The following is a 26,576-nucleotide window of genomic DNA, read 5'->3' on the forward strand; positions in this document are numbered from 1 at the left end:
ATGACCACGCATCCCCGTCCGCTCGAAGGAAAGGTAGCGCTCGTCACCGGTGGCAGCCGCGGCCTGGGCCGCGAGATGGTTCTCGCCTTTGCGAACGCCGGTGCCGACGTCGTCATCGTCAGCCGCAAGGTCGACAGCTGCGAGAAACTCGCCGCGGAGGTCGCCGAGACCACCGGGCGTAAGGCCCTGCCTCTCGCACTGCACGTCGGTGACTGGGACGCCCACGAGCCGGTCGTCGACCGGGTCTACGACGAGTTCGGCCACCTGGACGTCCTGGTGAACAACGCCGGCATGGCGCCTCTGTACCCCAGCCTCGACCAGGTGACCGAGGAACTGTTCGACAAGGTGATCGGTGTCAATCTCAAGGGTGTCTTCCGTCTGACCGCCCTCGTCGGTCCCCGGATGGCGGCGGGTTCCGGGGGGTCGATCATCAACATCAGCTCCATCGCCTCCCAGCGGCCGATGACCACCGATCTGCCGTACGCGGCGGCCAAGGCGGGATTGAACACCCTGACCAAGGGCTTCGCGCAGGCATACGGTCCCAGCGTGCGGGTCAACACGATCATGGCCGGTGCCTTCCTCACCGACATCAGCAAGGCGTGGGACATGGACTCGGCCAACGAACTGTTCGGGGCGATGCCGCTCCGGCGTGCCGGAAATCCGGACGAGATCGTCGGCGCCGCACTGTATCTCGCGGGGCCCGGTTCCACCTACACCACCGGTGCCGTGATCCCCGTCGACGGCGGCCGCACCTCCACCCCCTGACCCGATCCGCGGCCCACGGGCCGACGACCAGGAGCCTCTCATGGACTTCATCCGAGCACCGCGCCGTACCCGGCGCACCTTCCTGTCGACCCTGACCGCCGCCGCGCTCGCCGCGACCCTCGCGGCCTGCGGTGGAAACGGTGGGGACGACCGCATCACCTCGGAATCGATCGGATCGACCGGCCCGGCCGGCGACGATGCCTGGCAGCAGGTGGTCGAGGCGGCCAAGGCGGAGGGCGAGGTCACGATCTACTCGTCGAACGCGGCGGACGCTCTCGCCGAATTGGGCCGCCGCTTCGAGGCCGACTACGGCATCCGCCTGAACGTCGTGCGTGACGTCGACGCGAATCTGCACCAGAAGATCGGTGCGGAGGCCGAGACCGGCAACCGGGTCGCCGACGTGGTCACGCAGGCGAGTGTGCCGTGGGCCGTGAGCCTCGGCGCGGAGGGGGAGTTCGCCGAGCCCGTCGGCCCGGCCTTCACCGACTCTGCCAGTGAGTACGACGTCACGACCCTGAAGGACGATACGGGTTATTTCGTCTCCAATGCGTCCGTCCTGACCTTCGGCTGGAACACCCAGCGCTACCCGGACGGCGTCGACAGCTACGGCGATCTCCTGGATCCGGCGCTCGGCGACGGCAGGATCGGCATCGTCCTTCCCACGTCGACCGCGCACGTGGATTTCTACGACAACTATCTCGAGCAGGTCGGAGGGGAGGGCTATCTCGAGAAGCTGGCGCAGCAGCGTCCGCGGATCTACCCCAGCGCGCTGCCGTTGGCGCAGGCCCTCGCCTCCGGTGAGATCGCCGCCGCCGCTTTCGTGCAGGACCAGAAGAGCGAGCAGGAGACCGGCGCCCCCGTCGACTCGGCCTTCGGAGACGTCGTGTGGGGCGCGCCCATGTACACCGCGATCCTCGCCGACGCCGTTCATCCCAATGCAGCCCAGGTCCTGGCCAACTACATGATCACCCCGGCGGGTCAGGAAGCGGTCTCGTTCCGCAATGCCTCCGTTCTGCCCGGCATCGGCTCGGCGGTCACCACCGTCGACAAGGTCGCCCCTCAGAACACGGACGCCATGACGCCGGAAGCACTCGAAGAACTCAAGGCCCGCTTCGGCCGTCTGTTCAACCAGTAGTTCCGGGATCGCCGGAGAAGGAGTCACCCCCATGGGAAGAGTTGAAGGAAAGGTCGCACTGATCACCGGCGCGGCCCGTGGCCAAGGACGCGCGCACGCCGTGCGTCTCGCCGAAGAAGGGGCGGACGTCGTCCTCCTCGACGTGTGCAGGTCGATCGACTCGGTGCCGTACCCGCTTGCCACCGGGGACGACCTCAAGGAGACCGAGGCGCTCGTCGCCGCGACCGGCCGCCGGGTCCTGTCCCGCATCGCCGACGTTCGGGACCAGGCACAACTCGACGCTGCGGTCGCGGATGCGATCGGAACGTTCGGGCACATCGACATCGTCTGTGCCAACGCGGGCATCGTGGGCTTCCGGCCCACCTGGGAGTTGAGCGACGCAGAGTGGCAGGACATGCTCGACGTCAACCTCACCGGGGTGTTCCACACCGTTCGAGCCGTCGTCCCGGAGATGATCCGCGCCGGCCGCGGTGGATCGATCGTCATGACCAGCTCGATCCAGGCGATGCTCGGCTCGGCCAACATCGGTCACTACAACGCGTCGAAGAGCGGTGTCGTCGGCCTCATGCGGACTCTGGCCACCGAACTCGGCCCCCACGGCATCCGCGTCAACACGGTCAATCCGAGCGCCGTGGAAACCCCGATGCTGCACAACGAGGCGACCTTCCGGATCTTCGGGCCCGATCTCGAGAATCCGGGACCGGACGACCTGTGGGAGCGCTCGAAGGACCGCAATCCGATGGGCATCGGCTGGGTGGCGCCCGAGGACATGAGCAACGCCGTGTTGTTCCTCGCCTCGGACGAAGCACGATTCATCACCGGCGTGGCGCTGCCGGTCGACGCGGGGGTGCGACTGTGACCGCTCTGGACAACGAAACCCGGCCCGAGACCGCCCGGGTGCCGCGCAGACTCGAAGGTCGCCGGATCTTCGTGACCGGCGGTGGAAGCGGCATCGGTGAGGCCGTGGCGAAGCGACTCGCCGCCGAGGGTGCAGCGGTCGCGGTGACCGACGCCCGGGGCGAGGCCGCGGAGACCGTGTCCGCCTCGGTCGCGGAGACCGGCGCACCGACGCTGGGGCTGCGGTGCGACGTCGGCGACGAGACCTCGGTCGCGGACGCCGTGGCTGCCGCGGCCGACGAGTTCGGAGGCCTCGACGGCGTGGTGACCTGTGCGGGCATCAACGGGACGGCGATGCTCCACGAGATGGAACTCGCCCATTGGGAACGCATCCTGCGCGTGAACCTCACCGGCACCTTCCTGCCGTTGCGGGCCACCCTGCCCCACCTTCTCCAGGCCGGCGGGGGCTCGATCGTGACCGTCGGCTCGGTCGCGTCGCTGGTGGCGACCAACCTGAACACCCCCGGTTACGACGCGTCCAAGGGCGGTGTCCTGCAGCTGACCCGGTCGGTTGCCATGGGGTACGCCGACCGGAACATCCGGGCGAACTGCCTGTGCCCCGGCCTGGTGCGAACGGGCCTGCGCGTGAACTCGCAGGCGTTGCAGGGCCCCGAGCCCGAGGCGACCCGCAGCCGCGTGGTGGAGAACACCGCGCTCGGACGCTCGGCGGACCCGGCAGAGATGGCATCGGTGGTGGCCTTCCTGCTGTCCGACGACGCCTCCTTCGTGACCGGCGCGGCGATCGCCGCCGACGGCGGACTGACCGCGAACTGACTCCCCGCCCGCTGCGGCGGGCACGACACAGAGGTGACCCACACATGTCCACCGACCCGACCTGGCGCAGGGATGCCTGCGCCATTGCAGGAATCGGAACCACCGCGTTCTCCAAGGACTCCGGTGTCTCCGTGACAGCGCTCGCCGTCGAGGCCGCCGCGGCGGCCCTCGAGGACGCCGGACTGACCCCGGCCGACGTCGACGGCGTCGTCCGCAACGATATGGATCTCGTCTCGTGCGCGGCGCTCGCCGACGGCCTCGGCGTCCCGCACCTGACCTACTGGGGTGAAGCCGGCCCGGGTGGATCGGGACCGGCCGCGATGGTCGCCCAGGCCGTCGCCGCCATCATGAGCGGACAGGCGACCACCGTCGTCGTGTTCCGTTCGCTCAACGGCCGATCGGGCCGTCGGTTCGGCCTGTCTCCGGTCGTCACCCCCGAGGTGGGCGGCAACGAGACCTTCGAGGAGTTCTTCGGCCCGTACGGGCTGCTGTCGTCCGGCCAGTACTTCGCGCTCATGGCTCAGCGCTACATGACCGAAACCGGCCTGACCTCCGAACAACTCGCGCAGATCGCGCTGGTGACCCGCAAGCGCGCCAATGCGAATCCGGCCGCCCAGATGTACGACCGGACGATGACGCTCGACGACTACTTCGATTCGCGCATGCTGTCGTCGCCCCTGCGACTGTTCGACTACTGTCTCGAAACCGACGGTGCCGCAGCGGTCGTCGTCACCACCGCCGAACGCGCCAACGACCTGCGGCAGACGCCGGCACTCATCCGGTCGGTCGCGATGTCGACCTGCCGTCACCCCCAGCCGGGCCTGATGTACCCGACTCTCATGCGTGAGGACATCACCGCCCTGCCGTCGCGGGAATGCCAGGACACGCTCTACAGCCGTGCCGGTCTCGGTCCCGCGGACGTCGACGTCGCGCAGATCTACGACTGCTACTCGATCACGGCCCTCATCCAGCTCGAGGACTACGGGTTCTGCAAGCGCGGCGACACCGGCGACTTCCTCGCCGAGGGTCAGATCGACCTCGGTGGAGCGATACCGATCAACACCAGCGGAGGACACATGTCCGAGGGATACATCCACGGAATGAACCACGTCGTCGAAGGGGTGCGGCAGATCCGCGGTACCTCCACGAGTCAGGTCGAGGGTGCGCAGGTCTCCCTGGTCACCTCGGCCCCGCCCCCGGCGGCGTCCGCGCTGATCCTGGTGGCGGCATGAGCGCCGCAGCAGCCGCGAGCGCGGCGACCACCGACCGTCTTCGTCCCCTCGTCACCGAACGGGGCAGCGCCGGCTTCTTCTCCGCCGCCGCCGAGCGCCGCATCGAGATCCTCACCTGCGAGGACTGCGGGCGACGCATCCACCTGCCGCGCCCGCGATGCGTGTATTGCGCGAGCACCGAGGTGTCGTGGAAGCCGGCGCCCCACACCGGCACGGTGTACAGCCACACGATCGTCGAGCATCAGGTGCATCCGCTGTTCCCGGTCCCGTACACCGTGATCGTCGTCGACCTCGACGGAGAGCAGGCCGGCGTGCGCCTGATCGGCAATCTGCCCGGTCGTGCGGACGTCACCGCCGGAACCCCGGTCCGCTGCACCTTCGAGGACCTCGGCGAGGACGCGGCCGGAAACCCTGTGGTGTTGCCGGTCTGGGAGATCGACACCGAGCGCGCGAGCGCCGGAACCGGGGAGGACGAATGACCACGGCACCCACCCGACCGATCGACCCGCTCCTGTTCGTCGACGACGACCCGAACGTCGCCCTGCGCGGCGCCCGTTGCTCCCGCTGTTCGACCGTCACCTTCCCGATCCAGCACAGCTGCCCGCGCTGCGGGGCCGCGGAGATGAACCCCGAGGCACTGCCCACCGAGGGGGTGCTCTGGTCCTACACCGTGCAGTCGTTCGCCCCGAAGAAGCCCTTCCTGCACACCGAACCGTTCACCCCCTTCGGGGTCGGCTACATCGATCTCGGTGACGTGATCGTCGAGTCCCGCCTCACCGTGAACGACCCGGAATCGCTGGAGATCGGTATGCCGATGCGGTTGTGCAGCATCGTCAACCACGTCGACGACGACGGCACCGAGGTCGTCACCTTCGCATTCGCACCGAGCAAGGAGGAGGCGGCATGAAGGTCGCGATCGTCGGTATCGGTATCCACAGGTTCGGTCGCACCGAGGGCGTGAGCGGCCTGGACCAGGGCGCCTACGCGGCCCGGCAGGCGATGGCCGACGCCGGGGTCGAGTTCGAGGACATCCAGTTCGCCTACGGCGGCAGCGATTCCGCCGGCAACGCCGACACCCTCGTGTCGACCCTGGGCCTGACCGGACTGCCCTTCGTCAATGTCTCCAACGGCTGCGCCACCGGTGGCAGCGCCCTGACCTCGGCGGTCAGCCGGATCCGGTCCGGCGAGTCCGATCTCGGTCTCGTCGTCGGCTTCGACAAGCATCCGCGCGGAGCATTCAACCCTCGTCCCGAGGACAACGGGTTGGGCCGCTGGTACGGCGAGACCGGGATGATGGTCACCACCCAGTTCTTCGCCATGAAGATCCAGCGGTACCTCGTCGAGCACGGACTGCCGAAATCGCTGCTGGCCACGGTGGCGGCCAAGGCGTTCCGCAACGGCTCGCTCGCCCCCCATGCCTGGCGGCGAACTCCGCTCGGCGAGGAGGAGATCGCCGGGTCGACGATGGTCAACGATCCGCTCACCCAGTACATGTTCTGCTCCCCGGCAGAGGGCGGGGTCGCGCTCGTGCTCGCCCGCGCCGACCGGGCCCACCGCTACACCGACACGCCGGTCTTCCTCGAGGCCGCGGAACTGCGCTCGCGGTTGTTCGGTTCGTTCGAGGTGTTCAGTCCGTGGACCTCACCCGAACGTGCCGACGGGCCGACGGTGACCGCCTCCCGCGCGGCCTTCGAAGCGGCGGGGATCGACCCGAGCGACATCGACGTGGCGCAGATCCAGGACACCGAGGCAGGTGCGGAGATCATGCACCTGGCGGAGACGGGACTGTGCAAGCACGGCGAGCAGGAGACACTCATCCGCTCCGGCGCCACCGAGATCGGCGGATCGATCCCGGTCAACACCGACGGTGGATGCCTCGCGAACGGGGAACCGATCGGCGCGACCGGTCTGCGTCAGGTCTACGAGAACGTCGTCCAGCTGCGCGGTGCAGCGGGGGACAGGCAGGTGCCGGGCGACCCCAAGGTCGGTTTCACCCATGTGTACGGGGCGCCGGGCATCAGTGCGTGCACCGTCCTCACACGCTGAATCGGCGACCGGATCGCCGACGAGAACTTTTCATCACACGGTAGGAGACGATCGACATGGCATGGGATTTCGAAACGGACCCGGAGTTCCAGGAGAAGCTGGACTGGGTGCAGACCTTCGTGAACGAAGAAGTCGCCCCCGTCGACCGCGTGATCGAACACGCCTGGGACGTGACCGATCCGACGCGCAACAAACTCATCCGTCCGCTGCAGCAGATCGTGCGGGAGAAGGGCCTGTGGGCCTGCCATCTCGGCCCGAAGCTCGGCGGTCCGGGCTACGGGCAGCTCAAACTCGCACTGCTCAACGAGATCCTGGGTGCCACCCACAGCGGTCCGGTGGTGTTCGGCTGCCAGGCGCCGGATTCCGGTAATGCCGAGATCCTCGCGCACTACGGCACACCGGAGTTGAAGGAACGCTACCTGCAGCCGCTCATCGACGGTGAGATCGCATCGTGCTACTCGATGACCGAACCCCAGGGCGGCTCCGACCCGACCAGCTTCGTCACCCGTGCGGTGCGCGACGGCGACCACTACGTGATCAACGGTGAGAAGTGGTTCTCCTCGCACGCACGGTTCTCGTCCTTCCTCATCGTGATGGCCGTGACCGACCCCGATGCTCCCCGGACGAAGCGAGCATCGATGTTCGTCGTCCCGATGGACACGCCGGGCATCGAGATCGTCCGGAACGTCGGTGTCTGGGGCCATCAGGAGTCCGAGGGCACGCACGCGTACATCCGGTACACCGATGTGCGGATTCCGGCCGATCATCTCCTGGGGGAGGAGGGTGAGGGCTTCGCGGTCGCGCAGACGCGTCTGGGCGGCGGACGGATCCACCATGCGATGCGCACGGTCGGCCTGGTCAAGGCGTCGCTGGACATGATGCTCGAGCGTGCCGTGTCGCGGCAGACACGCGGCCGTTCGCTCGCCGACATGCAGTTGGTGCAGGACATGATCGCCGAGTCGTGGGTCGAACTCGAGCAGTTCCGCCTTCTCGTGCTGCGGACCGCGTGGAAGATCGATCAGCTCGACGACTACAAGAAGGTCATCGCCGACATCTCCGCCGTGAAGATGGTGATGCCGAAGGTTCTCAACAATGTCGTCTCCCGCGCGATCCAGTTGCACGGTTCGCTCGGTATCTCCACCGAGATGCCGTTCGGCAAGTGGCTTCTGGAGAGCTACCACATGGGCCTGGCGGACGGTGCGACCGAGTTGCACAAGCAGCAGATCGCCAAGCAGTTGCTGAAGATGGCGACGCCGGCCGAGGGGCTGTTCCCCACGACCCACCTGCTCGCACTGGATGCTGCGGCAGAGGCCAAGTTCGGGTTGCCGGCGCTGGGGGTGCAGTGATGACGGGCGTCGCCGAAGAGTCGCGCGTCGAGGGCGTGGAGGAACCGCGGGTCGAGATAGCGCCGGTCCGTCCCGGGGAGGAACTCGACTGGGACGCGCTCGAGGCCTACCTGCGGTCGAACCTCGACGGTCTCGACGGAGAGTTCTCGGTGCTGCAGTTCCCGCGTGGTTCGGCGAACCTGACCTACCGGGTCGCCTTCGGTGATCGACTGCTGGTCGTGCGCCGTCCTCCCTTCGGGCAGATCGCACGCGGCGCGCACGATATGGCGCGCGAGCATCGGGTGCTCGCCCGCCTGTACCGCGCGTACGACCGGGCTCCGCGTGCGCTGCTGCACTGTGCCGACACCTCTGTCGTGGGCGCCGAGTTCTTCGTCTCCGAGTACCGCGACGGGATCGTGGTGTGGGACGAGATCCCGGAGTCGATGTCGCATCGTGCCGATGCGGGCAGGCGGATCGGTTTCGCCGTGGTCGACGGGCTCGCCGACCTGCATGCCGTCGATCCGGCATCGTGCGATCTCGCGGATCTCGGTCGTCCGGAGGGATACCTGGAACGGCAGGTCTCCGGATGGTCGGCCCGGTGGGACGCCGTCGCCGAGTACGTCTCCGACCGTGAGGTCGCCGATCTCGTCGAGGAGGTCGGCCTTCGGATCCGGGCCGACGTTCCCGCGAGTCAGCGGGCCGGCATCGTGCACAACGACTACAAGGTCGACAACTGCCAGTTCCCGCACGGCGACCCCGACCGGGTGAAGTCGGTGTTCGACTGGGACATGGCCACGACCGGTGATGTGCTCGTGGACCTGGGCACCCTGCTCAACTACTGGCCGGACCGGACCGTGGCTCCCGACTCGGACGCGGCGTTCATCGTCGTTCCCGGTATGCACGCGCTCGATCTGCCGTCGCGGGCGGAGATCGTCGAGCGCTACGCATCGGGCAGCGATCTCGATCTCTCGCGCATCGACTGGTACGAGGCCTTCGGTTGCTGGAAGACCGTGGTCATCCTGCAGCAGCTCTATGCGCGGTTCGTCCGTGGAGAGACCACCGATCCGCGGATGGGACAGCGAGGGGAGCTCGTCGCGCCGCTCGCGCGCCGAGCGCTCGGCCTGCTTCCTGCATGAGCGGAGATCCTCTCCGCACGGGGCACGTCCGGCGGTGCGAACCGCCCGGGCATGCCCTGTCTCCGTACCAGACCACGAGGAGAAGACGTGCCCACCATCGGATTGTGCACCTACGGAATCACGCCGCTCGAGGCGCTCGAATTGGCCCGCGCGGCCGACGAACTCGGGTTCGACGCGCTGTGGCTGGGGGAGCACGTGTTGCACCCGGCCGCGTACACGAGCGATCACCCGTCGACGGGAACCCGCCAGCATCATTCGGGACCGATCGTCGACGACACCACCGAACTCACCGATCCGCTCGCGCTGCACGCGTCGATCGCGGCGGTCACCGAGCGGTTGAAACTCGGCACGGCCGTGTACGTCACGGCGCTGCGTCACCCCTTGCACACCGCGCGTACCACGATCACCCTCCAGGAACTGAGCGGTGGGCGGCTGTTGTTCGGTGTCGGCGCAGGGTGGCTCGCAGAAGAGTTCGCCGCGCTCGACGTGCCCTTCGCCGGGAGGTTCTCGCGCACCGACGAATGCGTGGAGATCCTGCGCAAGGCGTGGGGCGGTGAGTCGTTCTCGCACGAGGGCGCCCACTACCGGTTCGACGAGGTGCGATCGCATCCTCGACCCGTGGCCGTGCCGGTCGTCTACGGAGGCAACGGACCTCGTGCGCTTGCGCGTGCGGCGCGTCTCGGCGATGCCTGGATCTCCTCGGGCACGCCGACCTTCGAGGAGGCCGTCGAGTTGGTGGACGTGCTGCGTCGGCACCGCGTGGAAGCGGGCGGGAATGCGGAGTTCCCGTGTTACGTGCGGGTCGAGGTCACCGAGGCGACGACGGCGGCCGATCTCGAATGCTACCGGGATCGTGGACTGGACGATCTGGTCGTGTGGGCGGATGCGGGTTGGAAGGGCGCCACCGTCGCGGAGCGACGCGAGAATCTCGCGGCCCTCGCGGGCCGGCTCGGTGTGCGATCTCCCGCGTATCTCCGGTGAACCGGATGCAAGAGGACCCCGCGGATTCGACCGCGGGGTCCTCTTGCGTCGGGGACCGGGATCAGTGATCGGATGTGGTTCCGGTGACGGGGATCAGCGCGCCGGTCACCGAGCGGGACGCGTCGCTCAACAGGAAGGTGATGACGTCGGCGATGTCGGCCGGGCGGGCCCACGACGAGGTGTCGGCGTTCGGCATCGCGCTGCGGTTGGCAGGGGTATCGATCATCGATGGCACGAGACCGTTGACGCGGATGGCGTCGGGTGCGTACTCGACCGCCATGCTCTGGACCAGCGCCGCGACAGCGGCTTTGGAGGCGATGTAGCCGGCGGCTCCCGGGAACGGGCGGGTCGCGGCGGCCGACCCGATGCACACGACCGATCCGCCACCGCGTCGGATGAGTTCGGGCAGTGCGGCCTGGGTGACGAGATAGGCGATCCGCAGGTTGAGGGAGAGCTGGGCGTCGAGCACCTCCACGGGTGTCTCGTGGACGCGGCTACCGGAGTGGAAGCCCCCGACGAGGTTGACCAGGCCGGTCAGGGGGCGGGACTCGTCGGCGGTGGCGAGGCCGAGCACCCGCTCGACATCGTTCTCGTCGGACAGGTCGGCCTTGACGAGGACGAGATCGGGGTGGGGTGTCAACCGGTCGGCTTCGGCCTCGTCGTACCAGGGGACGACCACCCGTGCGCCGGATGTGAGGAGGCGTTCGGTGACTGCGGTGCCGAGACCACCGGTTCCGCCGGTGACGACGACGGAACCGGATCCGAGGGAAAGTTCGCTCATGACGAGGCCTTTCGTGCCGTAGGCAGAAGAGGGAATCGACGATCAAAACATCGTCATATTTGGGATATTAGAGAGCATAGCGCGTGGAGTGGCCCACGTCACCCCCGGATCGTAGAGGGACTCCCGACAGTCGCTCGATCAGGGTCGCCCTCCCCGGACACAGCACGTCGAGGTCGCGGAGGCAGGCTCTTCCGGCCGAAGGCGAGGGCGCCCAGGCCGAGTGCGGTCGCGCCCGCCGCCGCGGCGAAGGGCACGGACGGAGCGGTGGCCTCCCCGAGCCATCCGGCGAGCCACGGCGCACAGGCGCCCCCGCCGAAGCGGACGAAACTGTAGCTCGCCGCAGCTGTGGCGCCGTCCACGGGGGAGACGTGCATGCCGATCTCGGTCACCAGTGCGTTGAGCACACCGACGAACAGCCCGGAAACGACGATGCAGACCGTCACGACAGCTCTGTTCTCGGTGTAGACCGCGATGAGCGCGATCGTCGTCGCGAACAGGGCCAGTGCCGCTGCAACGGTCGGCACGGCACCGACGGAACCCCGCAGACGGGGTGCGGCCACGACCGACGCGAAGACCAGACAGACACCCCAGCCGGAGAACACGAAACCCGTGTGCGCGGGCGAGAACCCGAGCACGAACGGTGCGTAGGAGAACACCGTGAAGAGACCGAGATGGTAGAGCAGCGACACCGCCGCGACCGAGAACAGACCCCGGTGGGTGAGGGCTCGGAACGGCGCGACGAGCGAAGTCGGTTCGGCGGCACGCGGGGTACGGGGAAGTACGACCGCCAGAAGGGCGAAGGACAGTGTGACCAGAAGTGCGGATCCGAGAAAGGCGGCCCGCCACGAGATCTGCCCGAGGAGACCGCCGACGAGCGGACCGGTGGCGATGCCGGCCCCTACCGCGGCCTCGTAGTAGGTGATCGCACGTGACCGCCGTCCCGGCATCGCGGCCACGATTGCGGCCAGGGCCGTCGCGACGAACAGCGCGTTGCCGAGTCCCCAGCCCGCGCGGAAACCGATGATCGGTCCCAGCGCCCACGATGCACTCGACCCCACCGCGGCCACCGCGATCAGTGCCAGGCCGATCAGGAGAGTGGCGCGAACCCCGGTGCGGCTCGAGATCCAGCCGGTGACCACCATCGCCAGACCCATCACCGCCATGTAGCTGGTGAACAGCAGGGAGACCTGAGCGGGGGATCCTCCCAGTTCGTCGGCCAGGGACGGAAGGATCGGACTCACGACACCGATGCCCATGAAGACACCGACGGTGGCGAACGAGATCGCCCACGCCGCGCGGGGGAGCGCGATGCGTGGGCGTGTACGTTTCGGATCGGACGCAGCTTTCGGCGACACACGGACTCCGGTTCGATACGGCGACCTGCGTCGACGATCCGTCGGGCACGCAGGCACGCCGGGCCGTGGTTGATCGATGTTCAGGTCGCGGGCGGATGCCCGGATGCAGGTCGTCGCCGAGAGGGAGGGCTCAGCGCCAGTCCACGCGTTCGTCCAGCATCCGGGGGTTGAGGGCGGAGAGGCGATCGATGACCTCACGCATGTGTTCGCGGGCCAGGCGGCGGGCGCGTTCCGGTTCACCGGCGGCGATGGCATTGTGGATCGCCTGGTGCGGCCCTTCGAATCCCTCGCGTTCCTCGTCGTCCCAGACGTCGGGGTGCGCCTCGAGCATGCGGAAGGTGTAGATGTGCGCGAGCGCCGATCCGGTGAGGGTGAGCACGTAGTTGCCGGACATCTCCCGCAGTGTCTGGTGGAACCCGACCGCGGTGTCGACGACCTCGTCGTCGGTCATCTCCGGCACGATCTGTTTCCCGGCCAGGGCATCGAGATCGACGTCCTCGCCGGCAGCGACCCGGTCGGCGAGCATCGCGGCTGCGAGCCCCTCCATCTCCAGTGCGGCCTCGGCGACCTCTCGGAATCGAACGCCTTTGGCCTGCAGGTACATCGACAGTGTGTCGCCGAATTCGCTCCCCGTGGGTTCGGAGACGATGGGGCCACCGCCGAGGCCTTGCCGGACCGTCACCAGGCCCTGGGCCTCGAGCAGTCGCAGCCCTTCGCGGACGGAGGCGCGGCCGACGCCGAAGCGGCGAGCCATCTCGGACTCGGCTTCGAGGGCCGAACCGGGAGCGAGCTGCCGGTCGGCGATCTCCTTGGCGACCATGCGTGCCACTGTGCGCGAAACCTTCTCGGTGCGAGTCATGGCTACCGCGCGTCGTCGCGCGGCGGTGTCCGACTGCGAGCTCGTGAAGTTGCGGGTCATGGTGTCCTCGTCGTCTCTGCAGGGGCCCGCACTCGTCCGAGCGGGGGTGAGCGTGCGGCCGAGTATAGGGAGGAAGCCCGGTGCTGAGGGCTACCCGGAAATATATGTATGTTTCGGTTAGTTGATGTTATACCACTCTCTATGACCCAGAACACACGTATACCCCGAGATTCTGCGAACTACACCGGCGCGGGCTCTCTCGCCGGGCAACACGTCCTCGTGACCGGAGGGAGCGAGGGCATCGGCTACGGCATCGCCGAGCGCCTGCTCGATGCCGGAGCGACGGTCTCCCTCGCGGCACGTCGGCTCAAAGTGCTCGACGCGGCGGTCGAGAGACTGCAGATGCGGTGCAAGGCTGCGGACCGGGTCTCCGGCGTCGTCGCGGACATCAGCGACGCGGACTCCATCGCCGCGATGTTCGAGACCGCGGAGGACCGGAACGGGCCGCTCAACGTACTCGTCGCCAATGCCGGGAGCGGGAGTGTGGTGCCCTTCCTCGAACTGACGCCGCGGCAATGGCAGGACTGCATCGATCTGAACCTGACGGGGACGTTCCTCTGTGTGCAGGCGGCGGCGCGATCCATGGTCGAGCGCACGGACGAGAACCGGTCCATCGTCGTCGTCTCCTCGATCCGCGCACTCGGTGCCCGGCCCTCGCTCGTTCCCTACGGCACCTCGAAGGCGGGCCTGAACCAGCTGGTCCGGCTCGCGGCCTACGAGCTCGCGCCCACGGGGGTGCGCGTCAATGCGCTGTCTCCCGGCATCACTGCGACCCCGCTCGCCCAGGACCGCAACAACCTGTTCGACGAGCGCGCCGCGACGGTCCCCATGGGTCGGGCCGGCACCCCGGCGGACATGGCCGCTGCCGCACTGTATCTCGCGAGTCCGGATTCGGCGTTCGTCACCGGCACGAACCTCGTGGTGGACGGGGGTGAGTCGCTCTACTGACCCGCCCTGCGTGGCGTCGCCTCGCGACCTCCCGAAAAATTGTGATGTACAACGCACAAAACATTGCTATAGTTACGGTGTTTTCAGCTCGCGTTCGAGCTTCCGCCGAATCCCCCGACCCGCATCTCACGGAGTCGCTCGGCGCTCACTTCCCATGCTGTGCGCGGCCTCTCGTGGCCGTGAGACGACGAAGGAGAACACTCGATGACCACGGTGATGAACGGGATCAAGGTCGTAGAGGTGGCGCTGTACGCGTTCGTCCCCTCGGCGGCCGCGATCCTCTCCGACTGGGGAGCCGACGTCGTCAAGATCGAGCACTCGGATTTCGGCGACCCCACTCGATCCACCGCAGCCTGGGGTGTCCCCGCCCAGGTCGACGGCCTCGCGAGCCTGTTCGAGATCAACAACCGCGGAAAGCGCGCTGTCGCACTGGACATCGCCCACCCCGAGGGGCGTGAGGTGCTCATGAAGCTCGTCGAATCCGCCGACGTCTTCATGACGAACTTCCTGCCCGACGCGCGCGCCAAGCTGGGTATCGACGTAGACGACATCTTCGCGCGCAATCCGCGGATCGTGTACGCCCGCGGCACCGCTCAAGGTGTGGCCGGCCCGGACAGCGACAAGGGCGGTTTCGACGGCATCACCTACTGGGCGCGCTCGGGTGCGGCCGGATCCATCGCCCCGGACGATCTGGACTGGCCTGCCAACATGCCCGGTCCGGCCTTCGGCGACTCCCAGAGCGGCATGGCCCTGGCCGGCGGCATCGCGGCGGGTCTGCTCCACCGCGAACGCACCGGTGAGGGCATCGTCGTCGACACGTCGCTGTTCTCGGTCGGCGCCTGGGCGATGCAGGCGACCATCGCGGGTTGCCAGATGATCGGTGCCGACGAACTGCCGTACCCCGACCGCTACAACCCGGTCAATCCCGTCTCGAACATCTACCGCACCAGCGACGGGCGCTACATCCATCTCGCGCTGCTGCAGAGTCAGAAGTTCTGGCCCGGCCTCTGCGAGGCGATCGGCCTGTCCCACCTGATCGACGACCCGCGGTTCGCGACGTTCGAGGACCGCGCCCGCAATTCCCGTGAGTGTACGGCGATCCTGACGGAGATCTTCGAGCAGCGCACCCTTGCGGAGTGGACCGACATCCTGGGCAAGCAGGAAGGGCAATGGGACGTCTTCCGCAAGCCGATCGACGTGCTGTCCGATCCGCAGGCCCTGGCCAACGGCTTCGTCCGCACCGTCGAATACGAGGACGGGCGGACCCTGGACATGGTGACGGCACCGACCTCCTTCGGCGGGGAGGCCCCGACACTGACGCGAGCCCCGCACCACGGCGAGCACACCGACGAGGTGCTGCTCGAGCACGGTCTGGATTGGGACCGCATCGTCGAACTCAAGATCTCCGGCGCGATCAAGTAACCCCTTCCGGGCGATCACAGAATCTTTCCCGGCTGCGACCGGACGTCGCCGCCCTTCCAGCGCACGTGCGCACCCGAATCTCCACTTCCCGATCTCCACAAGGAGGAGTTCTCGTGTACGACCTTCGCGATATCAAGATCATCGATACCGACACCCATGTCGTCGAACCGCCGGACCTGTGGACGTCCCGGATGTCGAAGAAGTGGGGCGATCTCGTTCCCCACGTGCGGTGGGACGAACAGCGTGGCGACGAGGCGTGGTTCGTCTCCGGTACCCGCATGAGCGCCGTCGGTGCGCCCGCGATGGCCGGCTGGCACGAGTACCCGCCGAGCTGCCCGCCGCGCTTCGCCGACACCGATCCGCGTTCGTGGGATCCCGCCAAGCGTCTGGCGCTGATGGACGATTACGGCATCCACGCACAGATCCTGTACCCGAACGTCGCGGTCTTCAGTCAGAAGACGCTGCAGTCCAACGGATCCAACGATCTGCAGCTCGAGTGTGTCCGTGCCTACAACGACTACCTCACCGAGTGGGCCCAGTTCGCACCCGGCCGCTACGTCCCGGTGGGCATCCTGCCCTTCTGGGACATGGAGGCGACCATCGCCGAGGTCGAGCGGGTCGCGGCTGCCGGGCACAAGGGCCTGGTGTTCACGCAGAACCCGGCCGCATTCGGATTGCCGGTACTGACCGACCCGTACTGGGACCGGCTGTGGGCGTCCGCGCAGGAGAAGAAGCTGCCGATCAACTTCCACATCGCCTCCGGCGAGGTCGATCTGAGCGGCTTCGGGCACGAGAGCAACGGTGTGGCGGCCAACTACGGCATGATGGGCATCTCGTTCTTCATGGACAACGCCCGCACGATCTCGCAGCTCATCTTCGGCGGCATCTGCGACCGGTTCCCCGAATTGAAGTTCGTCTCCGTGGAGTCGGGCATCGGCTGGATGCCGTTCGCGCTCGAGGGCATGGACTGGCAGTGGCGGAACAGCGGCGTGCACAAGGAGCACCCGAACTACGAGCTTCTGCCCAGCGAGTACTTCAAGCGGCAGATCTACGGCTGCTTCTGGTTCGAGCAGGATTCGGCGCGCAGCGCGATCGAGCAGCTCGGTGCCGACAACGTGCTCTACGAGACGGACTACCCGCACCCGACCTCGATGTCCCCGGGGCCGGCGAGCGATGCCGTGCGGCCGGACGACTACCTGCGTCGCAACTTCGCGCATCTCTCCGAGGCGGACGCGCGAAAGATCCTGCACGACAACGCTGCGGCGCTCTACAACCTGGACTGACGTCCTCGAGTCCCAGGTGCCGGCCCGTGCCCTCCAGGGGCGGGCCGGCACCGGCGGTTCGCAGCCGGTTCCCGGTCCTCGGCGGGGTGACACGCATCTCTCGCATCACTGGACTGTGACTTAAATCTCCGTTAATATGCGTATGTTCCTAATGGATGCCGAGCGGGTAGCTTCTGCCACCGGCCGCGGACCGACCAACAGCCCGATCGCCCCACACGGGACGATCTCAGCCAGTGGAGTATTCATGTCCCTCTCGGAATTCGAGACCCGCGCCCGCACCTGGGTGACCGACACCCTGGCCCGACTGGCGTTCACCGTCCGCGACGACGAGTACGACGTCTCGGTCTTCCACGATCTCCCCGAAGACGAGGAGCGGGCGCTCCTCGACCGCCACCGCACCTGGCAGCGCGAGAAGTTCGACGCCGGCTACGGTGCGCTCGGATGGCCGATCGAATACGGCGGCACGGAGACCGGAACCGAGGTTGCGGAAGCCTTCGCGCGCATCGAGAACGAACTGTGCCCGCTCCCGCCGCACGAGCTCGTCTCGGTCACCCTGCACCTCATCGCCCCCACCATCAGGCTCCTCGGTACCGACGAACAGAAGCAGCAGTTCCTGCCGAAGATGCTTCGTGGTGAACTTCTTGCGTGCCAACTGTTCTCCGAGCCCGACGCCGGCTCCGACCTCGCGAATCTCGGAACACGCGCGGTGCGGGACGGCGACGACTGGATCGTCTCGGGGCAGAAGGTCTGGACGTCGGGCGCGCAGTTCGCCGAATGGGGCGAACTCATCGCCCGCACCGATCCCGACCAGCCCAAGCACCAGGGCATGACCGCCTTCCTGATTCCTCTCGACGCTCCCGGTGTCGAGATCCGCCCGATCCGGCAGATGTCCGGGGGCAGCAGCTTCAACGAGGTCTTCCTCGACCGGGTCCGCATCCCCGACAGCCTCCGTCTCGGGGAGGTGGGCAAGGGGTGGTCCGTCGCCCTGACCACACTTGCCTTCGAACGCGAAGGCGGGTCCAACACCGCCAATGTCGGCGGGCAGTTCGATCAGCTCGTGGCCACGGCCCGGCGCCTCGGGCGCGACGAGGACCCGCGTGTGCGTGAGCAACTGGCCCGGGTGTACCTGCGCCAGCAACTTGCCGCGGTGGACCTGCTGCGGGACCGCCAGGCTCGCGACGGCGGAGCGGCGCCCTCGGCGATCGGATCCGTCCGCAAGATCCAATGGGTCGACAAGCTCGCCGCGGTCTCCGCTGCGGCACGAACCGTGCTGGGGCGTAACCTCATCGCGGACACCGGCATTCCCGGTACCTACGAATGGAATGCGCACGTTCTCGGCGCCCCCGGTTACAGCATCGCCGGCGGGTCGGATCAGATCCAGCGCAACATCGTCGCGGAACGACTTCTCGGGCTCCCCGCGGAGGCTCGTGCGGACCGTGGCCTGACCTGGCGCGAAGCGCGTAATCGCGTCCACGGTCGGGTCGCCTCCGGAAGCTGAGCATCCCGGCCGTCCCACCGCATCGCCCTTGTGCCTCCCGGCGCACGGTCGCTCGACTCTTCAGAAAATGGAAAGGTCTGCCATGAGATTTCCGTCGCTTCGTCGCTCGATTGCCGGAATCGGCATCGCCGCAGTGACGTTCGCTGCTGCTGCGTGCGGGTCCGGTACCACGGAGGTGTCCGCGGAGGATCTCGGTCCGGCCGGCGACAGCGCCTGGGAGGAGCTGGTCGAGGCCGCGAAGCAGGAAGGCTCGGTCACCTATTTCACCGGGCAACCGACGGACAACCTCCAGGAAGTCGCGGCCCGATTCGAGTCGGTGTACGGCATCGGGGTGGAGATCGTCCGCGACAACGACGCCAACCTCCAGACCAAGCTGGCGGCGGAGGCGGAAACCGGTCGCCACACGGCCGATGTCATCGCCACCGCTTCCCAGCCCTGGGTGGACACACGGCTGACCGAGGACTACTTCGTCCCGGTCACCGGCCCCGCCTTCGACGCCTCCGAGTTCGACCGCGAGAAGTTCCTGCGGGACGACGACCGGATCTTCCTCTCGTCGGCTGCGGTGCTCACCTACGGCTGGAACACCGGCCGGGTCCCGGACGGCATCGACGGATACGAGGACCTGCTCGATCCCTCCCTCGCGGACGGGAAGATCGGTGTGATGCTTCCGGTGTCCTCGGCCATCGTGGACTTCTACGACTTCCTGGGAGACACGGTCTCACCCGACTACGTCGAGAAGCTCGCCGGGCAGAAGCCCCGCACCTACCCGGGCGCCCAGGCGATGGCCCAGGCACTGACCTCCGGTGAGATCGCCGCGGCCCTCTACACCATGCCGCTCACCGCGGAGAAGGAAGCCGGTGCTCCGGTCGACTCCGGTCTGCCCTCGCCGGTCTTCGGTGCCCCCTTCCTCACAGGGGTCCCGGCGACCGCACCGCACCCCAACGCCGCACAGTTGTTCGCAAACTTCCTGGTGACCAAGGCCGGCCAGGAGGCCGTCGCCGACCGCGCCGGCTCCGTGCTGCCCGACATCTCCACGGCGGCGACATCCGCGGACGACATCTGGGTCAACAGCCGGATCGTCACCGCCGACGACACCGAGGCCTTCCGCGCCGAGTTCGCCCAGCTGTTCGGCTCCAGCCAGTAGAACCCACCGCCGCCGGCAGTGCCGCGTCCGGCACCCGGCGAGCCCTCCGGAGACCCGGATCGGTCCCGGACACGAGAGGAAAGAAACATGAAGGTCGGAGAACGTCTCAAGAGCCCCGTGTGCGGTGCCGAAGTCGTGGTCGTCCGAGTCGACGATGCGGTGACCGGACCTCTGTTGTGCGGGGGAGAGCCGATGTCCGCCGATGCCGCACCGGCTTCCGACGCGGCCGCAGGCCAGGGTCTTCTCATCGGCAAGCGATACGAGGGTGGGGGAGTCGAGGTGCTGTGCGTACGTCCCGGCACCGGACCCCTCGCGATCGGCGACGCGGTTCTCGCCGAGAAGCAGGCCCGGCCCCTTCCGTCCTCGGATTGAGCAGATCCAGACGCCGGCAGCAGCTCCCACGGCCGGCATCCCCAGGAAAGGCGACACCATGATTCTCTCGAGCGCGACCGGCGCGGAGGATACGGCGCTCCTCGTCGACACCGTCCGAGCCGCCGTCGGCCGGGCCGACCCGGCCGACGGGCGGACCGATCGGGTCTACCGCGACGGTGCCCTCGACCGCGAACTGTGGTCCGTGCTCGGCCGCGAGATCGGAATCGGCGCTCTCGCCGTCCCCGAGAACCTCGGCGGTCTCGGCACCTCTTTCGCAACCGTGGCAGCCGTTCTCGAAACCCTCGGTGCGGAACTGACCCGGGTCCCCGTCCTCGGCGGTGTCGTCGCCGCCGCGGCTCTCACCCGCTGCACCGAGCACCCCCTCGCCGGGGACCTCCTCGAAGGGATCGCCTCGGGCGCACGAATCGTCGCCACGGTGGTCCCCGGGGACGAGTGCGACGCTCACTCCACCGAGAGCGCCTTCCGCGCGGTCGAGGGAGGATCAGGCGTGACCCTCACGGGCCGAGCCGATTTCGTGCTCGACGGAACTGTGGCGGATACGCTTCTGATCCATGCCGTCGATCGGTACGGAGCCCTGGGTCTCTACGCAGTCGACCGCGTCCATCTGACGGTCGAACCGATGGAGACCACCGACGCCACCCGAGACCTGGCCCGTGTCCACGCCGAGAACGCCCCGGCCACCCTGCTCACCGACCGGCCCGAACCGGGCCGCGTACGCGATCGGGCTCTCGTCGCGCTGGCCTGCGACAGTCTCGGCGTCGCCCGGGCGTGCCTCGACGCCGCGGTGGCCTACGCGAAGGAACGTGTGCAGTTCGGCCGCCTCATCGGCGAGTTCCAGGCCGTGAAGCACATGCTCGCCGAGGTGGCCGTGGCCGTGGAACTGGCCGACTCCGCTGTGGCACACGCGGTGTGGGCAGTCGAGGAGGGCACCGACGACGAGCTCGCCGAGGCAGCGGCCATCGCGGCGATCGCGTGCGGAGACGCAGCCGGCCTTGCCACGGCGACGAATGTCCAGGTGCACGGAGGCATCGGTTTCACCTGGGAACACACCGCCCATTTGTACTACCGCCGGGCCCTGAGCTCGAGCGTGCTGTGGGGCACCGCCGACGAACACGCACAGCGGCTGTATCGGCTCGCGACCGGCCGCGCAGACCGGGACGGCGGCACCCCGTCCCCTGAACCCGTCCGCGAACCGGCACCCGCCCTGTTCGCCACCGAGCACTGATCTCCGACGGTCGGAAAGTGAGTACACGATGTCCCATGTCTCGATACGCCAGCTGCTGAAGAACTTCGACGGCAAGCCCCCGACGGTGGCCGTGGATCATCTCGACCTCGAGATCGAGGACGGCGAATTCCTGGTACTGCTGGGCCCGTCCGGGTGCGGTAAGACGACGACGCTTCGATGCCTGGCCGGCCTCGAACAGCCTGCGAGCGGCTCCATCACCCTCGGCGACGAGGTGGTCTTCGACGGTGCCCGCCGTGTGAACCTGCCGCCCGACAAGCGCTTCATCGGCATGGTCTTCCAGTCCTACGCGCTGTGGCCGCACATGACCGTCCGCAAGAACATCGCCTACCCGCTCAAGTCCCGCAAGCTCACCGACGCGCTCGCCGACGGCCGGGTCGAGGAGACCGCGGCACTGGTGGACTGCGAACGTCTGCTCGACCGGCTCCCGGCGGAACTGTCCGGTGGGCAGCAGCAGCGCGTCGCTCTGGCACGCGGCCTGGTCTCCCACCCCGATCTCGTCCTGTTCGACGAGCCGCTCAGCAACCTCGATGCGCGCCTGCGTGATCAGGTCCGGGCGGAACTGCACGACCTGCACCAGCGCAAGCCGTTCACGGCGGTGTTCGTGACGCACGACCAGAGCGAAGCCCTCGCGCTGGGCACCCGCATGGCCATCATGCGCGCCGGCCGGATCGTCCAGATCGGGCCGCCGCGCGAGGTCTTCGAGGAGCCGGTCGACGAGTACGTCGCAGGCTTCACCGGTATGTCGAACCGGGTGCCCTGCGAGTACGTCGACGGACGCTGGTACGCGCTGGGCACCGAGATCCACGGCATGCAGCCGCGGGCGGAGGCTTCGGTGGGTTCGTTCGTCCTGCGCCTGCGACCGGAGAAGGTCCGGCTGGTGACCGACGTCGCGGACCTGCTGCCCGGTGAAGCCGGGATGGCCGTGCACATCGACGATGTCGAGTACGGTGGCCTGCACTTCGACGTCATGTGCTCGGTGGTGGGCGACGGATCGGTGCGCCGCCAGCTGCATGCCCGCATCCAGACATTCGACACGGCGCGCATGCCGCGCACGGTGAATCGCGGCGCGACGATGATCTTCGCGTTCGATCCGCTCGACGCGCGCACCTTCGACACCGACGGCACGGCACTGGCAATGCCCCGACAGGCGCTGACCGGCGCTCTGGTGGGGTGAGGCGGACATGGCTGTCATGACGTTGCCGACCGCCGAGGTCGGTGAAGCCCCTCCGAGCGTCCCCCGCGGGCCCGGGAACGACGCGGTGCGGGTCGTCGCGCGCCGCCTCGGCGTCGTCGCCTTCGTGGCGCTGCTCTGCTACCTGGTCGTGCTTCCGGTGGTGCGATTGCAGGCGACGGCCTTCGAGGACGGAGCCGCCGGCTACGACCGTGCCTTCGGTCTGCCCCGTATCGGTCAAATACTCTGGAACACGGTCGGTCTGGCGTTCGGGTCGTTGGTGATCGCGATGGTTCTCGGTACGGCACTGGCGTGGGCGGCGAACCGGCTTCCCCGACGCCTGGCCGTGTTGCAGATCCTGCCGATCCTGCCGATCGTGATTCCGGCCGTCGCCGCGATCGTCGGCTGGGCGTTCCTGCTCTCACCCCGTCCCGGCTACCTCAACGCGATGCTGCGGAACCTGCCGTGGTGGTCGCATCTCGAAGAGGGCCCGATCGACATCTACTCGATCCAGTGGATCGTGATCATCACCGGGTTCTCGCTGAGTTCGTTCGTGTACATGTTCGTCCGCTCGGGTTTCGAGAGCATCAACTCGGAGATGATCGAGGCCGCCCAGGTCTCCGGGATGCCGGAATGGAAGGTGTTCTTCAAGATCACCCTGCCCTTGTTGCGTCCCACGCTCATCTACGGCGCGGGCGTCGCGCTCCTGCTCGGGCTCGGGCAGTTCACCGGCCCGCTGTTGCTGGGCACCAACACCGGGGTCAGCGTGCTGACCACGGAGATGTACTTCCAGATCAGCGACTCGCCGGCGCAGTTCGCCACCGCCGCGGCCCTCGGCTCGCCGCTGCTGATCGTGGGGATCGTGGTGGTCTTCGCGCAGAAGGCGATGCTGGGCAATCAGCGTCGCTTCGTCACCCACGGCGGCAAGGCGTTCCGTTCCCAGGGGCGCCCGTCGAAGACCGGTGTGGCGATCATCCTGCTCTTCTCGCTGCTGTCGACGGTACTGCCGCTGCTGGCACTGGTGTTCGTGGCCCTGTCGCGTTACTGGAGTGGCACCGTCAACTTCTCCGCGCTGACCTTCGAGAACTTCCGGACGATCTTCTCCGGCACGGCGGTGCCCGCTGCGGTGGGCAACAGCGTGATGTTCTCCCTGATCGCGATGGCGATCGTCCTGCCGCTCGGCTTCGTCGCCGCGAACCTCATCGTGCGTGGCACGAAGTACCCGGTGCTGCGAGTGGTCACCGACGTGCTCGTGTCCATGCCGTTGGGAGTGCCGGCGGTCATCTTCGGTGCCGCCTTCCTGCTGACCTACACGCAGGGGCCGATCGTCCTCTACGGCACGTCGTGGGTGGTGATCCTGGTGTACGTGACGCTGATGCTGCCGTTCGCGACCCGCATGCAGCTGTCCTCGATGCTCGCCCTCGGCGAGACCTACCTCGAGGCGTCCCGGGTGAGCGGTGCCGGTTTCGTGGCCACCAACGTGAAGATCCTGTTGCCGCTCATGCGCGGCAGCCTCGGCGGGACCGCGGCCCTGTTGTTCGTCCTGCTCACCCACGAGTTCACTGCGTCGCTGCTGGTGCGGGCCTCGCAGACGCAGGTGATGGGCACCATCCTGTTCGAGTACTGGTCCAACGGCGGTTACCCGCTCGTCGCCGCCGTCGCCCTGGTCATGACCGGGGTCACCGCGGTCGGTGTCGCCGCGGCGATGCTGGTGGGCGGAACCGACGCGCTCAGCAAGATGTGACCACACGGATCGAGATGTCATCACCGGGCCCGGCAGCGAGTCGCTCGTTGCCGGGCCCGGTCTCGCCTGCCGCCTCGGCAAGTCCGGGGCCGGCACGAACGGAAGGACGCCAGTTGACGTACAGGACGGCTCCGGATCATCTCCGGGACGCGGGTGTCGTCGTCACGGGAGCCGGTAACGGTATCGGCCGGGCTCTGGCCCACCGCCTCGCGCAGGCCGGCGCCCGTGTCGTGGTCAACGATCTCGACGCCGACGCGTGCGCCCGCGTCGCCGAGGAGATCGGTGGCATCGCAGTACCGGGGGACGCGGCAGGGGAGCAGGGCGTCGCCGAGTTGGTCGCCCGCTCGCTCGCCGCTCTCGGATCCGTGGACGTGTGGTTCGCCAACGCCGGGGTCGAGACGGGAGCGGCCGAGAGCGAGGCGGCATGGCAGCTGTCCTGGGAGGTCAACGTCATGGGGCACGTCCGCGCCGCCCGGGCACTGCTGCCGGAGTGGCTCGAGCGGGGTGCCGGACGGTTCGTGGTGACGGCCTCGGCGGCGGGACTGCTGACCATGCTCGGTTCCCCGGCGTACTCGGTGAGCAAGCACGCTGCCGTCGCCCATGCGGAGTGGCTCTCGGCGACCTACGGGGACAAGGGCGTGATCGTCCAGTGTGTGTGCCCGCAGGGCGTCGCGACGGATCTGCTGCCGACCGACGCTGCGGGCCGGGTGATCTTCGAGAGTGGGGTGCTCACCCCGGACGAGGTCGCCGACCATATCGTCGGAGCGCTCGGCGACGACCGGTTCCTGATCCTTCCGCACCCCGAGGTGGCGGAGTACTACCTGCGGCGAGCATCGGATCCGGATCGGTGGCTGCGTGCGATGCGGCGAGTGCAGGATCGCATCGAGGTCGTCGCGGAAGAGGAGGAGAAGCGTCCGCTCCGGACGACCGGGTGAGCGGATGACACCTCCGGCGCGGTGACCGCTCCTGGTCGAGGTGTTCTGCGGAAGTCGGGTTGCCGGAACCGTGCGCGTCGATAGCGTGGTCGGCATGAGTGCTCTGCCGAGATCGTGGATGCAGTTGCGGCTCGCCGCGGGTGAGTACCGATTCCGGGAGAGCCTGTTCGCGCTGCCCGCGCTGGTCGTCGTCGCCGGAGCTGTGCTCGCCGAGGTGAGCGGCTACATCGATCGGACCTTCGGCCCCTTCCCGTGGGGCATGAAGATGAACAGCAACGCGGCGATCTGGCTGCTGAGCACCGTGGCGGGCGCCACGATCACCACCGCCGGCGTCGTCTTCTCGTTGACCGTCGTGAGCCTGCAGTTGGCGAGCAGCCAGTTCTCACCGCGGGTGATGCGGTCCTTCATCCGGGATCGGGTCAGCCAGACGGTGATCGGGATGCTGGTGGCGACCTTCGTCTACTGCGTGCTGACGCTGCGTCACATCGGCGCGGACGACGCCGCACCTGCCCCGACACTGTCGACGACCCTCGCGCTGGTCCTCGCGGTGTCGACCGTGGTGCTCATCATCGCCTATCTCAACCGGCTGGCCCACGGTCTGCAGGTCGGGGAGGTGGTGCGCAGCATCGCCTCGGAGGCCGAGAAGGTCATCTCGAACACGAGTCGGAGTGCGCACCGTGAGATCCACGTCGACCGGGCGCCGGAGCCGGATTTCGATGAGGGGGCGACGGTGCACGCCCCGCGCGACGGCTGGGTGACCCAGGCACCGGCCGAACTCGTTCTCGCCGTGGTACCGCCGGGCGCGGTGGTGCGGATGGAGACACGTCCCGGCGCGTACATCCACCGCGGGGAACCGTTGCTGCGGATCCATCCGAAGCCGGAGCGGACCGTGATCCTGCGGCGGCTCGAGGCGGCCGTGGAGATCTCGAACGTGCGCACCATGCAGCAGGACGTGGACTTCGCATTGCGGCAGCTCGTCGACATCGCGTTGCGCGCGCTGAGCCAGGCGATTAACGACCCGACGACCGCGACCGAAGTGGTGCTCCGGCTCGGCAGTCTGCTGCGCACCCTGCTGGTCACCGACAGTCCGGCGCCGGCGATCGAGGGTGCGGAGGGTCGGATCCTGCTGCGTCCGTGGATCCTGTCGCCCGACGAGTACATCGAGCACGCCTTCGAGCAGATCCGGCAGGCCGGTTCGGCGCAGTTGCACGTGGCGACGGCACTGGCCCGGGTGTTGCGCATGCTCATGGATCACCTTTCGACGGAGGGGCGCACCGAGTCGGTGCCGGCCTTGCAACACCAGTTGCGTCTGCTCGTCGACGCGGTGGTCGACCGGCCCGAGTTCCGTCCGGAGGACCTGGAACGGTTCCGCGCCGTCGCGGAGGGGTCCGCGGATCCTGCGGAGCATCGAACGGTCCGACCGACCGGGGTGTAGGACCGACGGGA

The 26,576-nt window shown here is 68.0% G+C and carries 25 protein-coding genes; 22 read left to right on the forward strand and 3 right to left on the reverse strand.

What is annotated here, in order from left to right; translation table 11 throughout:
* The 11 genes from U9J23_RS11345 (at position 1) to U9J23_RS11395 (ending at position 10,291) form a co-directional block, all read left to right on the forward strand.
* The gene (locus U9J23_RS11345; RefSeq protein ID WP_326602687.1) at positions 1 to 765 is read left to right on the forward strand and encodes an SDR family NAD(P)-dependent oxidoreductase; all 765 of its coding nucleotides are present in this window, start codon (positions 1 to 3) and stop codon (positions 763 to 765) included.
* 40 nt (positions 766 to 805) lie between these two features.
* Positions 806 to 1,900, forward strand: a complete 1,095-nt coding sequence (locus U9J23_RS11350) for an ABC transporter substrate-binding protein (protein WP_059381434.1) — start codon at positions 806 to 808, stop codon at positions 1,898 to 1,900.
* A 31-nt stretch (positions 1,901 to 1,931) separates the two neighbouring features.
* Complete coding sequence (locus U9J23_RS11355) at positions 1,932 to 2,759, forward strand: mycofactocin-coupled SDR family oxidoreductase (protein WP_059381435.1); 828 nt, start codon at positions 1,932 to 1,934, stop codon at positions 2,757 to 2,759.
* Positions 2,756 to 3,571, forward strand: coding sequence for an SDR family NAD(P)-dependent oxidoreductase (locus U9J23_RS11360; protein WP_229580036.1), 816 nt, complete (start codon positions 2,756 to 2,758; stop codon positions 3,569 to 3,571). The genes U9J23_RS11355 and U9J23_RS11360 overlap by 4 nt, the downstream gene beginning before the upstream one ends.
* 44 nt (positions 3,572 to 3,615) lie before the next feature.
* Positions 3,616 to 4,803, forward strand: coding sequence for a thiolase C-terminal domain-containing protein (locus U9J23_RS11365; protein ID WP_059381436.1), 1,188 nt, complete (start codon positions 3,616 to 3,618; stop codon positions 4,801 to 4,803).
* Positions 4,800 to 5,282, forward strand: coding sequence for a Zn-ribbon domain-containing OB-fold protein (locus U9J23_RS11370; protein WP_059381437.1), 483 nt, complete (start codon positions 4,800 to 4,802; stop codon positions 5,280 to 5,282). Before U9J23_RS11365 ends, U9J23_RS11370 begins: the two co-directional genes overlap by 4 nt.
* Positions 5,279 to 5,710: a Zn-ribbon domain-containing OB-fold protein gene (locus U9J23_RS11375; protein WP_059381438.1), complete on the forward strand. Its 432-nt coding sequence runs from the start codon at positions 5,279 to 5,281 to the stop codon at positions 5,708 to 5,710. The genes U9J23_RS11370 and U9J23_RS11375 overlap by 4 nt, the downstream gene beginning before the upstream one ends.
* Positions 5,707 to 6,849: a thiolase family protein gene (locus U9J23_RS11380; protein WP_059381439.1), complete on the forward strand. Its 1,143-nt coding sequence runs from the start codon at positions 5,707 to 5,709 to the stop codon at positions 6,847 to 6,849. Before U9J23_RS11375 ends, U9J23_RS11380 begins: the two co-directional genes overlap by 4 nt.
* Before the next feature lie 56 nt (positions 6,850 to 6,905).
* Positions 6,906 to 8,195: an acyl-CoA dehydrogenase family protein gene (locus U9J23_RS11385; RefSeq protein WP_326602694.1), complete on the forward strand. Its 1,290-nt coding sequence runs from the start codon at positions 6,906 to 6,908 to the stop codon at positions 8,193 to 8,195.
* Positions 8,195 to 9,310, forward strand: coding sequence for a phosphotransferase family protein (locus tag U9J23_RS11390; protein WP_059381441.1), 1,116 nt, complete (start codon positions 8,195 to 8,197; stop codon positions 9,308 to 9,310). The genes U9J23_RS11385 and U9J23_RS11390 overlap by 1 nt, the downstream gene beginning before the upstream one ends.
* Before the next feature lie 87 nt (positions 9,311 to 9,397).
* Positions 9,398 to 10,291: a TIGR03619 family F420-dependent LLM class oxidoreductase gene (locus U9J23_RS11395; RefSeq protein ID WP_059381442.1), complete on the forward strand. Its 894-nt coding sequence runs from the start codon at positions 9,398 to 9,400 to the stop codon at positions 10,289 to 10,291.
* A gap of 61 nt (positions 10,292 to 10,352) precedes the next feature.
* On the opposite strand, the gene U9J23_RS11400 is transcribed toward U9J23_RS11395, so the two are convergent.
* The 3 genes from U9J23_RS11400 to U9J23_RS11410 all read right to left on the reverse strand — a co-directional run bounded on the left by U9J23_RS11400 (position 10,353) and on the right by U9J23_RS11410 (position 13,346).
* Positions 10,353 to 11,072, reverse strand: a complete 720-nt coding sequence (locus U9J23_RS11400; RefSeq protein ID WP_059381443.1) for an SDR family NAD(P)-dependent oxidoreductase — start codon at positions 11,070 to 11,072, stop codon at positions 10,353 to 10,355.
* Positions 11,073 to 11,170: 98 nt separating this feature from the next.
* Positions 11,171 to 12,427: an MFS transporter gene (locus tag U9J23_RS11405; RefSeq protein WP_145706770.1), complete on the reverse strand. Its 1,257-nt coding sequence runs from the start codon at positions 12,425 to 12,427 to the stop codon at positions 11,171 to 11,173.
* A 130-nt stretch (positions 12,428 to 12,557) separates the two neighbouring features.
* Positions 12,558 to 13,346: a FadR/GntR family transcriptional regulator gene (locus U9J23_RS11410; protein WP_059381444.1), complete on the reverse strand. Its 789-nt coding sequence runs from the start codon at positions 13,344 to 13,346 to the stop codon at positions 12,558 to 12,560.
* Positions 13,347 to 13,487: 141 nt separating this feature from the next.
* Between U9J23_RS11410 and U9J23_RS11415 the strand changes: the two genes are divergently transcribed.
* From U9J23_RS11415 to U9J23_RS11465, 11 genes are all read left to right on the forward strand, one after another.
* The gene (locus U9J23_RS11415; RefSeq protein ID WP_442802281.1) at positions 13,488 to 14,294 is read left to right on the forward strand and encodes an SDR family NAD(P)-dependent oxidoreductase; all 807 of its coding nucleotides are present in this window, start codon (positions 13,488 to 13,490) and stop codon (positions 14,292 to 14,294) included.
* A 204-nt stretch (positions 14,295 to 14,498) separates the two neighbouring features.
* Positions 14,499 to 15,716 (forward strand): CaiB/BaiF CoA transferase family protein, encoded by a 1,218-nt coding sequence (locus U9J23_RS11420; RefSeq protein WP_059381446.1) that lies wholly within the window; start codon positions 14,499 to 14,501, stop codon positions 15,714 to 15,716.
* 113 nt (positions 15,717 to 15,829) lie between these two features.
* On the forward strand, positions 15,830 to 16,999 hold the full coding sequence (locus U9J23_RS11425; RefSeq protein WP_059381447.1) for an amidohydrolase family protein: 1,170 nt from the start codon (positions 15,830 to 15,832) through the stop codon (positions 16,997 to 16,999).
* Positions 17,000 to 17,243: 244 nt separating this feature from the next.
* A complete protein-coding gene (locus tag U9J23_RS11430; protein ID WP_145706766.1) occupies positions 17,244 to 18,497 on the forward strand; it encodes an acyl-CoA dehydrogenase family protein in 1,254 nt (417 codons plus the stop codon).
* 82 nt (positions 18,498 to 18,579) lie between these two features.
* Positions 18,580 to 19,641 (forward strand): ABC transporter substrate-binding protein, encoded by a 1,062-nt coding sequence (locus U9J23_RS11435; protein ID WP_059381449.1) that lies wholly within the window; start codon positions 18,580 to 18,582, stop codon positions 19,639 to 19,641.
* 87 nt (positions 19,642 to 19,728) lie between these two features.
* On the forward strand, positions 19,729 to 20,013 hold the full coding sequence (locus U9J23_RS11440; protein ID WP_059381450.1) for a hypothetical protein: 285 nt from the start codon (positions 19,729 to 19,731) through the stop codon (positions 20,011 to 20,013).
* A 58-nt stretch (positions 20,014 to 20,071) separates the two neighbouring features.
* A complete protein-coding gene (locus tag U9J23_RS11445) occupies positions 20,072 to 21,259 on the forward strand; it encodes an acyl-CoA dehydrogenase family protein (protein ID WP_145706763.1) in 1,188 nt (395 codons plus the stop codon).
* 28 nt (positions 21,260 to 21,287) lie between these two features.
* Entirely contained in the window at positions 21,288 to 22,454 is a 1,167-nt protein-coding gene (locus U9J23_RS11450; protein ID WP_059381452.1) for an ABC transporter ATP-binding protein, read from the forward strand.
* Positions 22,455 to 22,461: 7 nt separating this feature from the next.
* A complete protein-coding gene (locus tag U9J23_RS11455) occupies positions 22,462 to 24,195 on the forward strand; it encodes an ABC transporter permease (protein ID WP_272266656.1) in 1,734 nt (577 codons plus the stop codon).
* Between the two features lie 113 nt (positions 24,196 to 24,308).
* On the forward strand, positions 24,309 to 25,130 hold the full coding sequence (locus U9J23_RS11460) for an SDR family oxidoreductase (RefSeq protein ID WP_059381454.1): 822 nt from the start codon (positions 24,309 to 24,311) through the stop codon (positions 25,128 to 25,130).
* A gap of 94 nt (positions 25,131 to 25,224) precedes the next feature.
* Positions 25,225 to 26,565, forward strand: coding sequence for a DUF2254 domain-containing protein (locus U9J23_RS11465; protein WP_228525578.1), 1,341 nt, complete (start codon positions 25,225 to 25,227; stop codon positions 26,563 to 26,565).
* The last annotated feature ends 11 nt before the right edge of the window (positions 26,566 to 26,576 follow it).

The sequence above is a fragment of the Rhodococcus sp. PD04 genome, from assembly GCF_035918275.1.
Lineage (GTDB): Bacteria > Actinomycetota > Actinomycetes > Mycobacteriales > Mycobacteriaceae > Rhodococcus > Rhodococcus rhodochrous.

Coding starts and splice junctions, on each gene's coding strand:
- U9J23_RS11355 (WP_059381435.1), top strand. CDS start 1,932: ATGGGAAGAGTTGAAGGAAAGGTCGCACTGATCACCGGCGCGGCCCGT.
- U9J23_RS11380 (WP_059381439.1), top strand. CDS start 5,707: ATGAAGGTCGCGATCGTCGGTATCGGTATCCACAGGTTCGGTCGCACC.
- U9J23_RS11465 (WP_228525578.1), top strand. CDS start 25,225: ATGAGTGCTCTGCCGAGATCGTGGATGCAGTTGCGGCTCGCCGCGGGT.
- U9J23_RS11350 (WP_059381434.1), top strand. CDS start 806: ATGGACTTCATCCGAGCACCGCGCCGTACCCGGCGCACCTTCCTGTCG.
- U9J23_RS11455 (WP_272266656.1), top strand. CDS start 22,462: ATGGCTGTCATGACGTTGCCGACCGCCGAGGTCGGTGAAGCCCCTCCG.
- U9J23_RS11375 (WP_059381438.1), top strand. CDS start 5,279: ATGACCACGGCACCCACCCGACCGATCGACCCGCTCCTGTTCGTCGAC.
- U9J23_RS11415 (WP_442802281.1), top strand. CDS start 13,488: ATGACCCAGAACACACGTATACCCCGAGATTCTGCGAACTACACCGGC.
- U9J23_RS11440 (WP_059381450.1), top strand. CDS start 19,729: ATGAAGGTCGGAGAACGTCTCAAGAGCCCCGTGTGCGGTGCCGAAGTC.
- U9J23_RS11445 (WP_145706763.1), top strand. CDS start 20,072: ATGATTCTCTCGAGCGCGACCGGCGCGGAGGATACGGCGCTCCTCGTC.
- U9J23_RS11420 (WP_059381446.1), top strand. CDS start 14,499: ATGACCACGGTGATGAACGGGATCAAGGTCGTAGAGGTGGCGCTGTAC.
- U9J23_RS11430 (WP_145706766.1), top strand. CDS start 17,244: ATGTCCCTCTCGGAATTCGAGACCCGCGCCCGCACCTGGGTGACCGAC.
- U9J23_RS11450 (WP_059381452.1), top strand. CDS start 21,288: ATGTCCCATGTCTCGATACGCCAGCTGCTGAAGAACTTCGACGGCAAG.
- U9J23_RS11435 (WP_059381449.1), top strand. CDS start 18,580: ATGAGATTTCCGTCGCTTCGTCGCTCGATTGCCGGAATCGGCATCGCC.
- U9J23_RS11365 (WP_059381436.1), top strand. CDS start 3,616: ATGTCCACCGACCCGACCTGGCGCAGGGATGCCTGCGCCATTGCAGGA.
- U9J23_RS11370 (WP_059381437.1), top strand. CDS start 4,800: ATGAGCGCCGCAGCAGCCGCGAGCGCGGCGACCACCGACCGTCTTCGT.
- U9J23_RS11410 (WP_059381444.1), bottom strand. CDS start 13,346: ATGACCCGCAACTTCACGAGCTCGCAGTCGGACACCGCCGCGCGACGA.
- U9J23_RS11390 (WP_059381441.1), top strand. CDS start 8,195: ATGACGGGCGTCGCCGAAGAGTCGCGCGTCGAGGGCGTGGAGGAACCG.
- U9J23_RS11400 (WP_059381443.1), bottom strand. CDS start 11,072: ATGAGCGAACTTTCCCTCGGATCCGGTTCCGTCGTCGTCACCGGCGGA.
- U9J23_RS11345 (WP_326602687.1), top strand. CDS start 1: ATGACCACGCATCCCCGTCCGCTCGAAGGAAAGGTAGCGCTCGTCACC.
- U9J23_RS11385 (WP_326602694.1), top strand. CDS start 6,906: ATGGCATGGGATTTCGAAACGGACCCGGAGTTCCAGGAGAAGCTGGAC.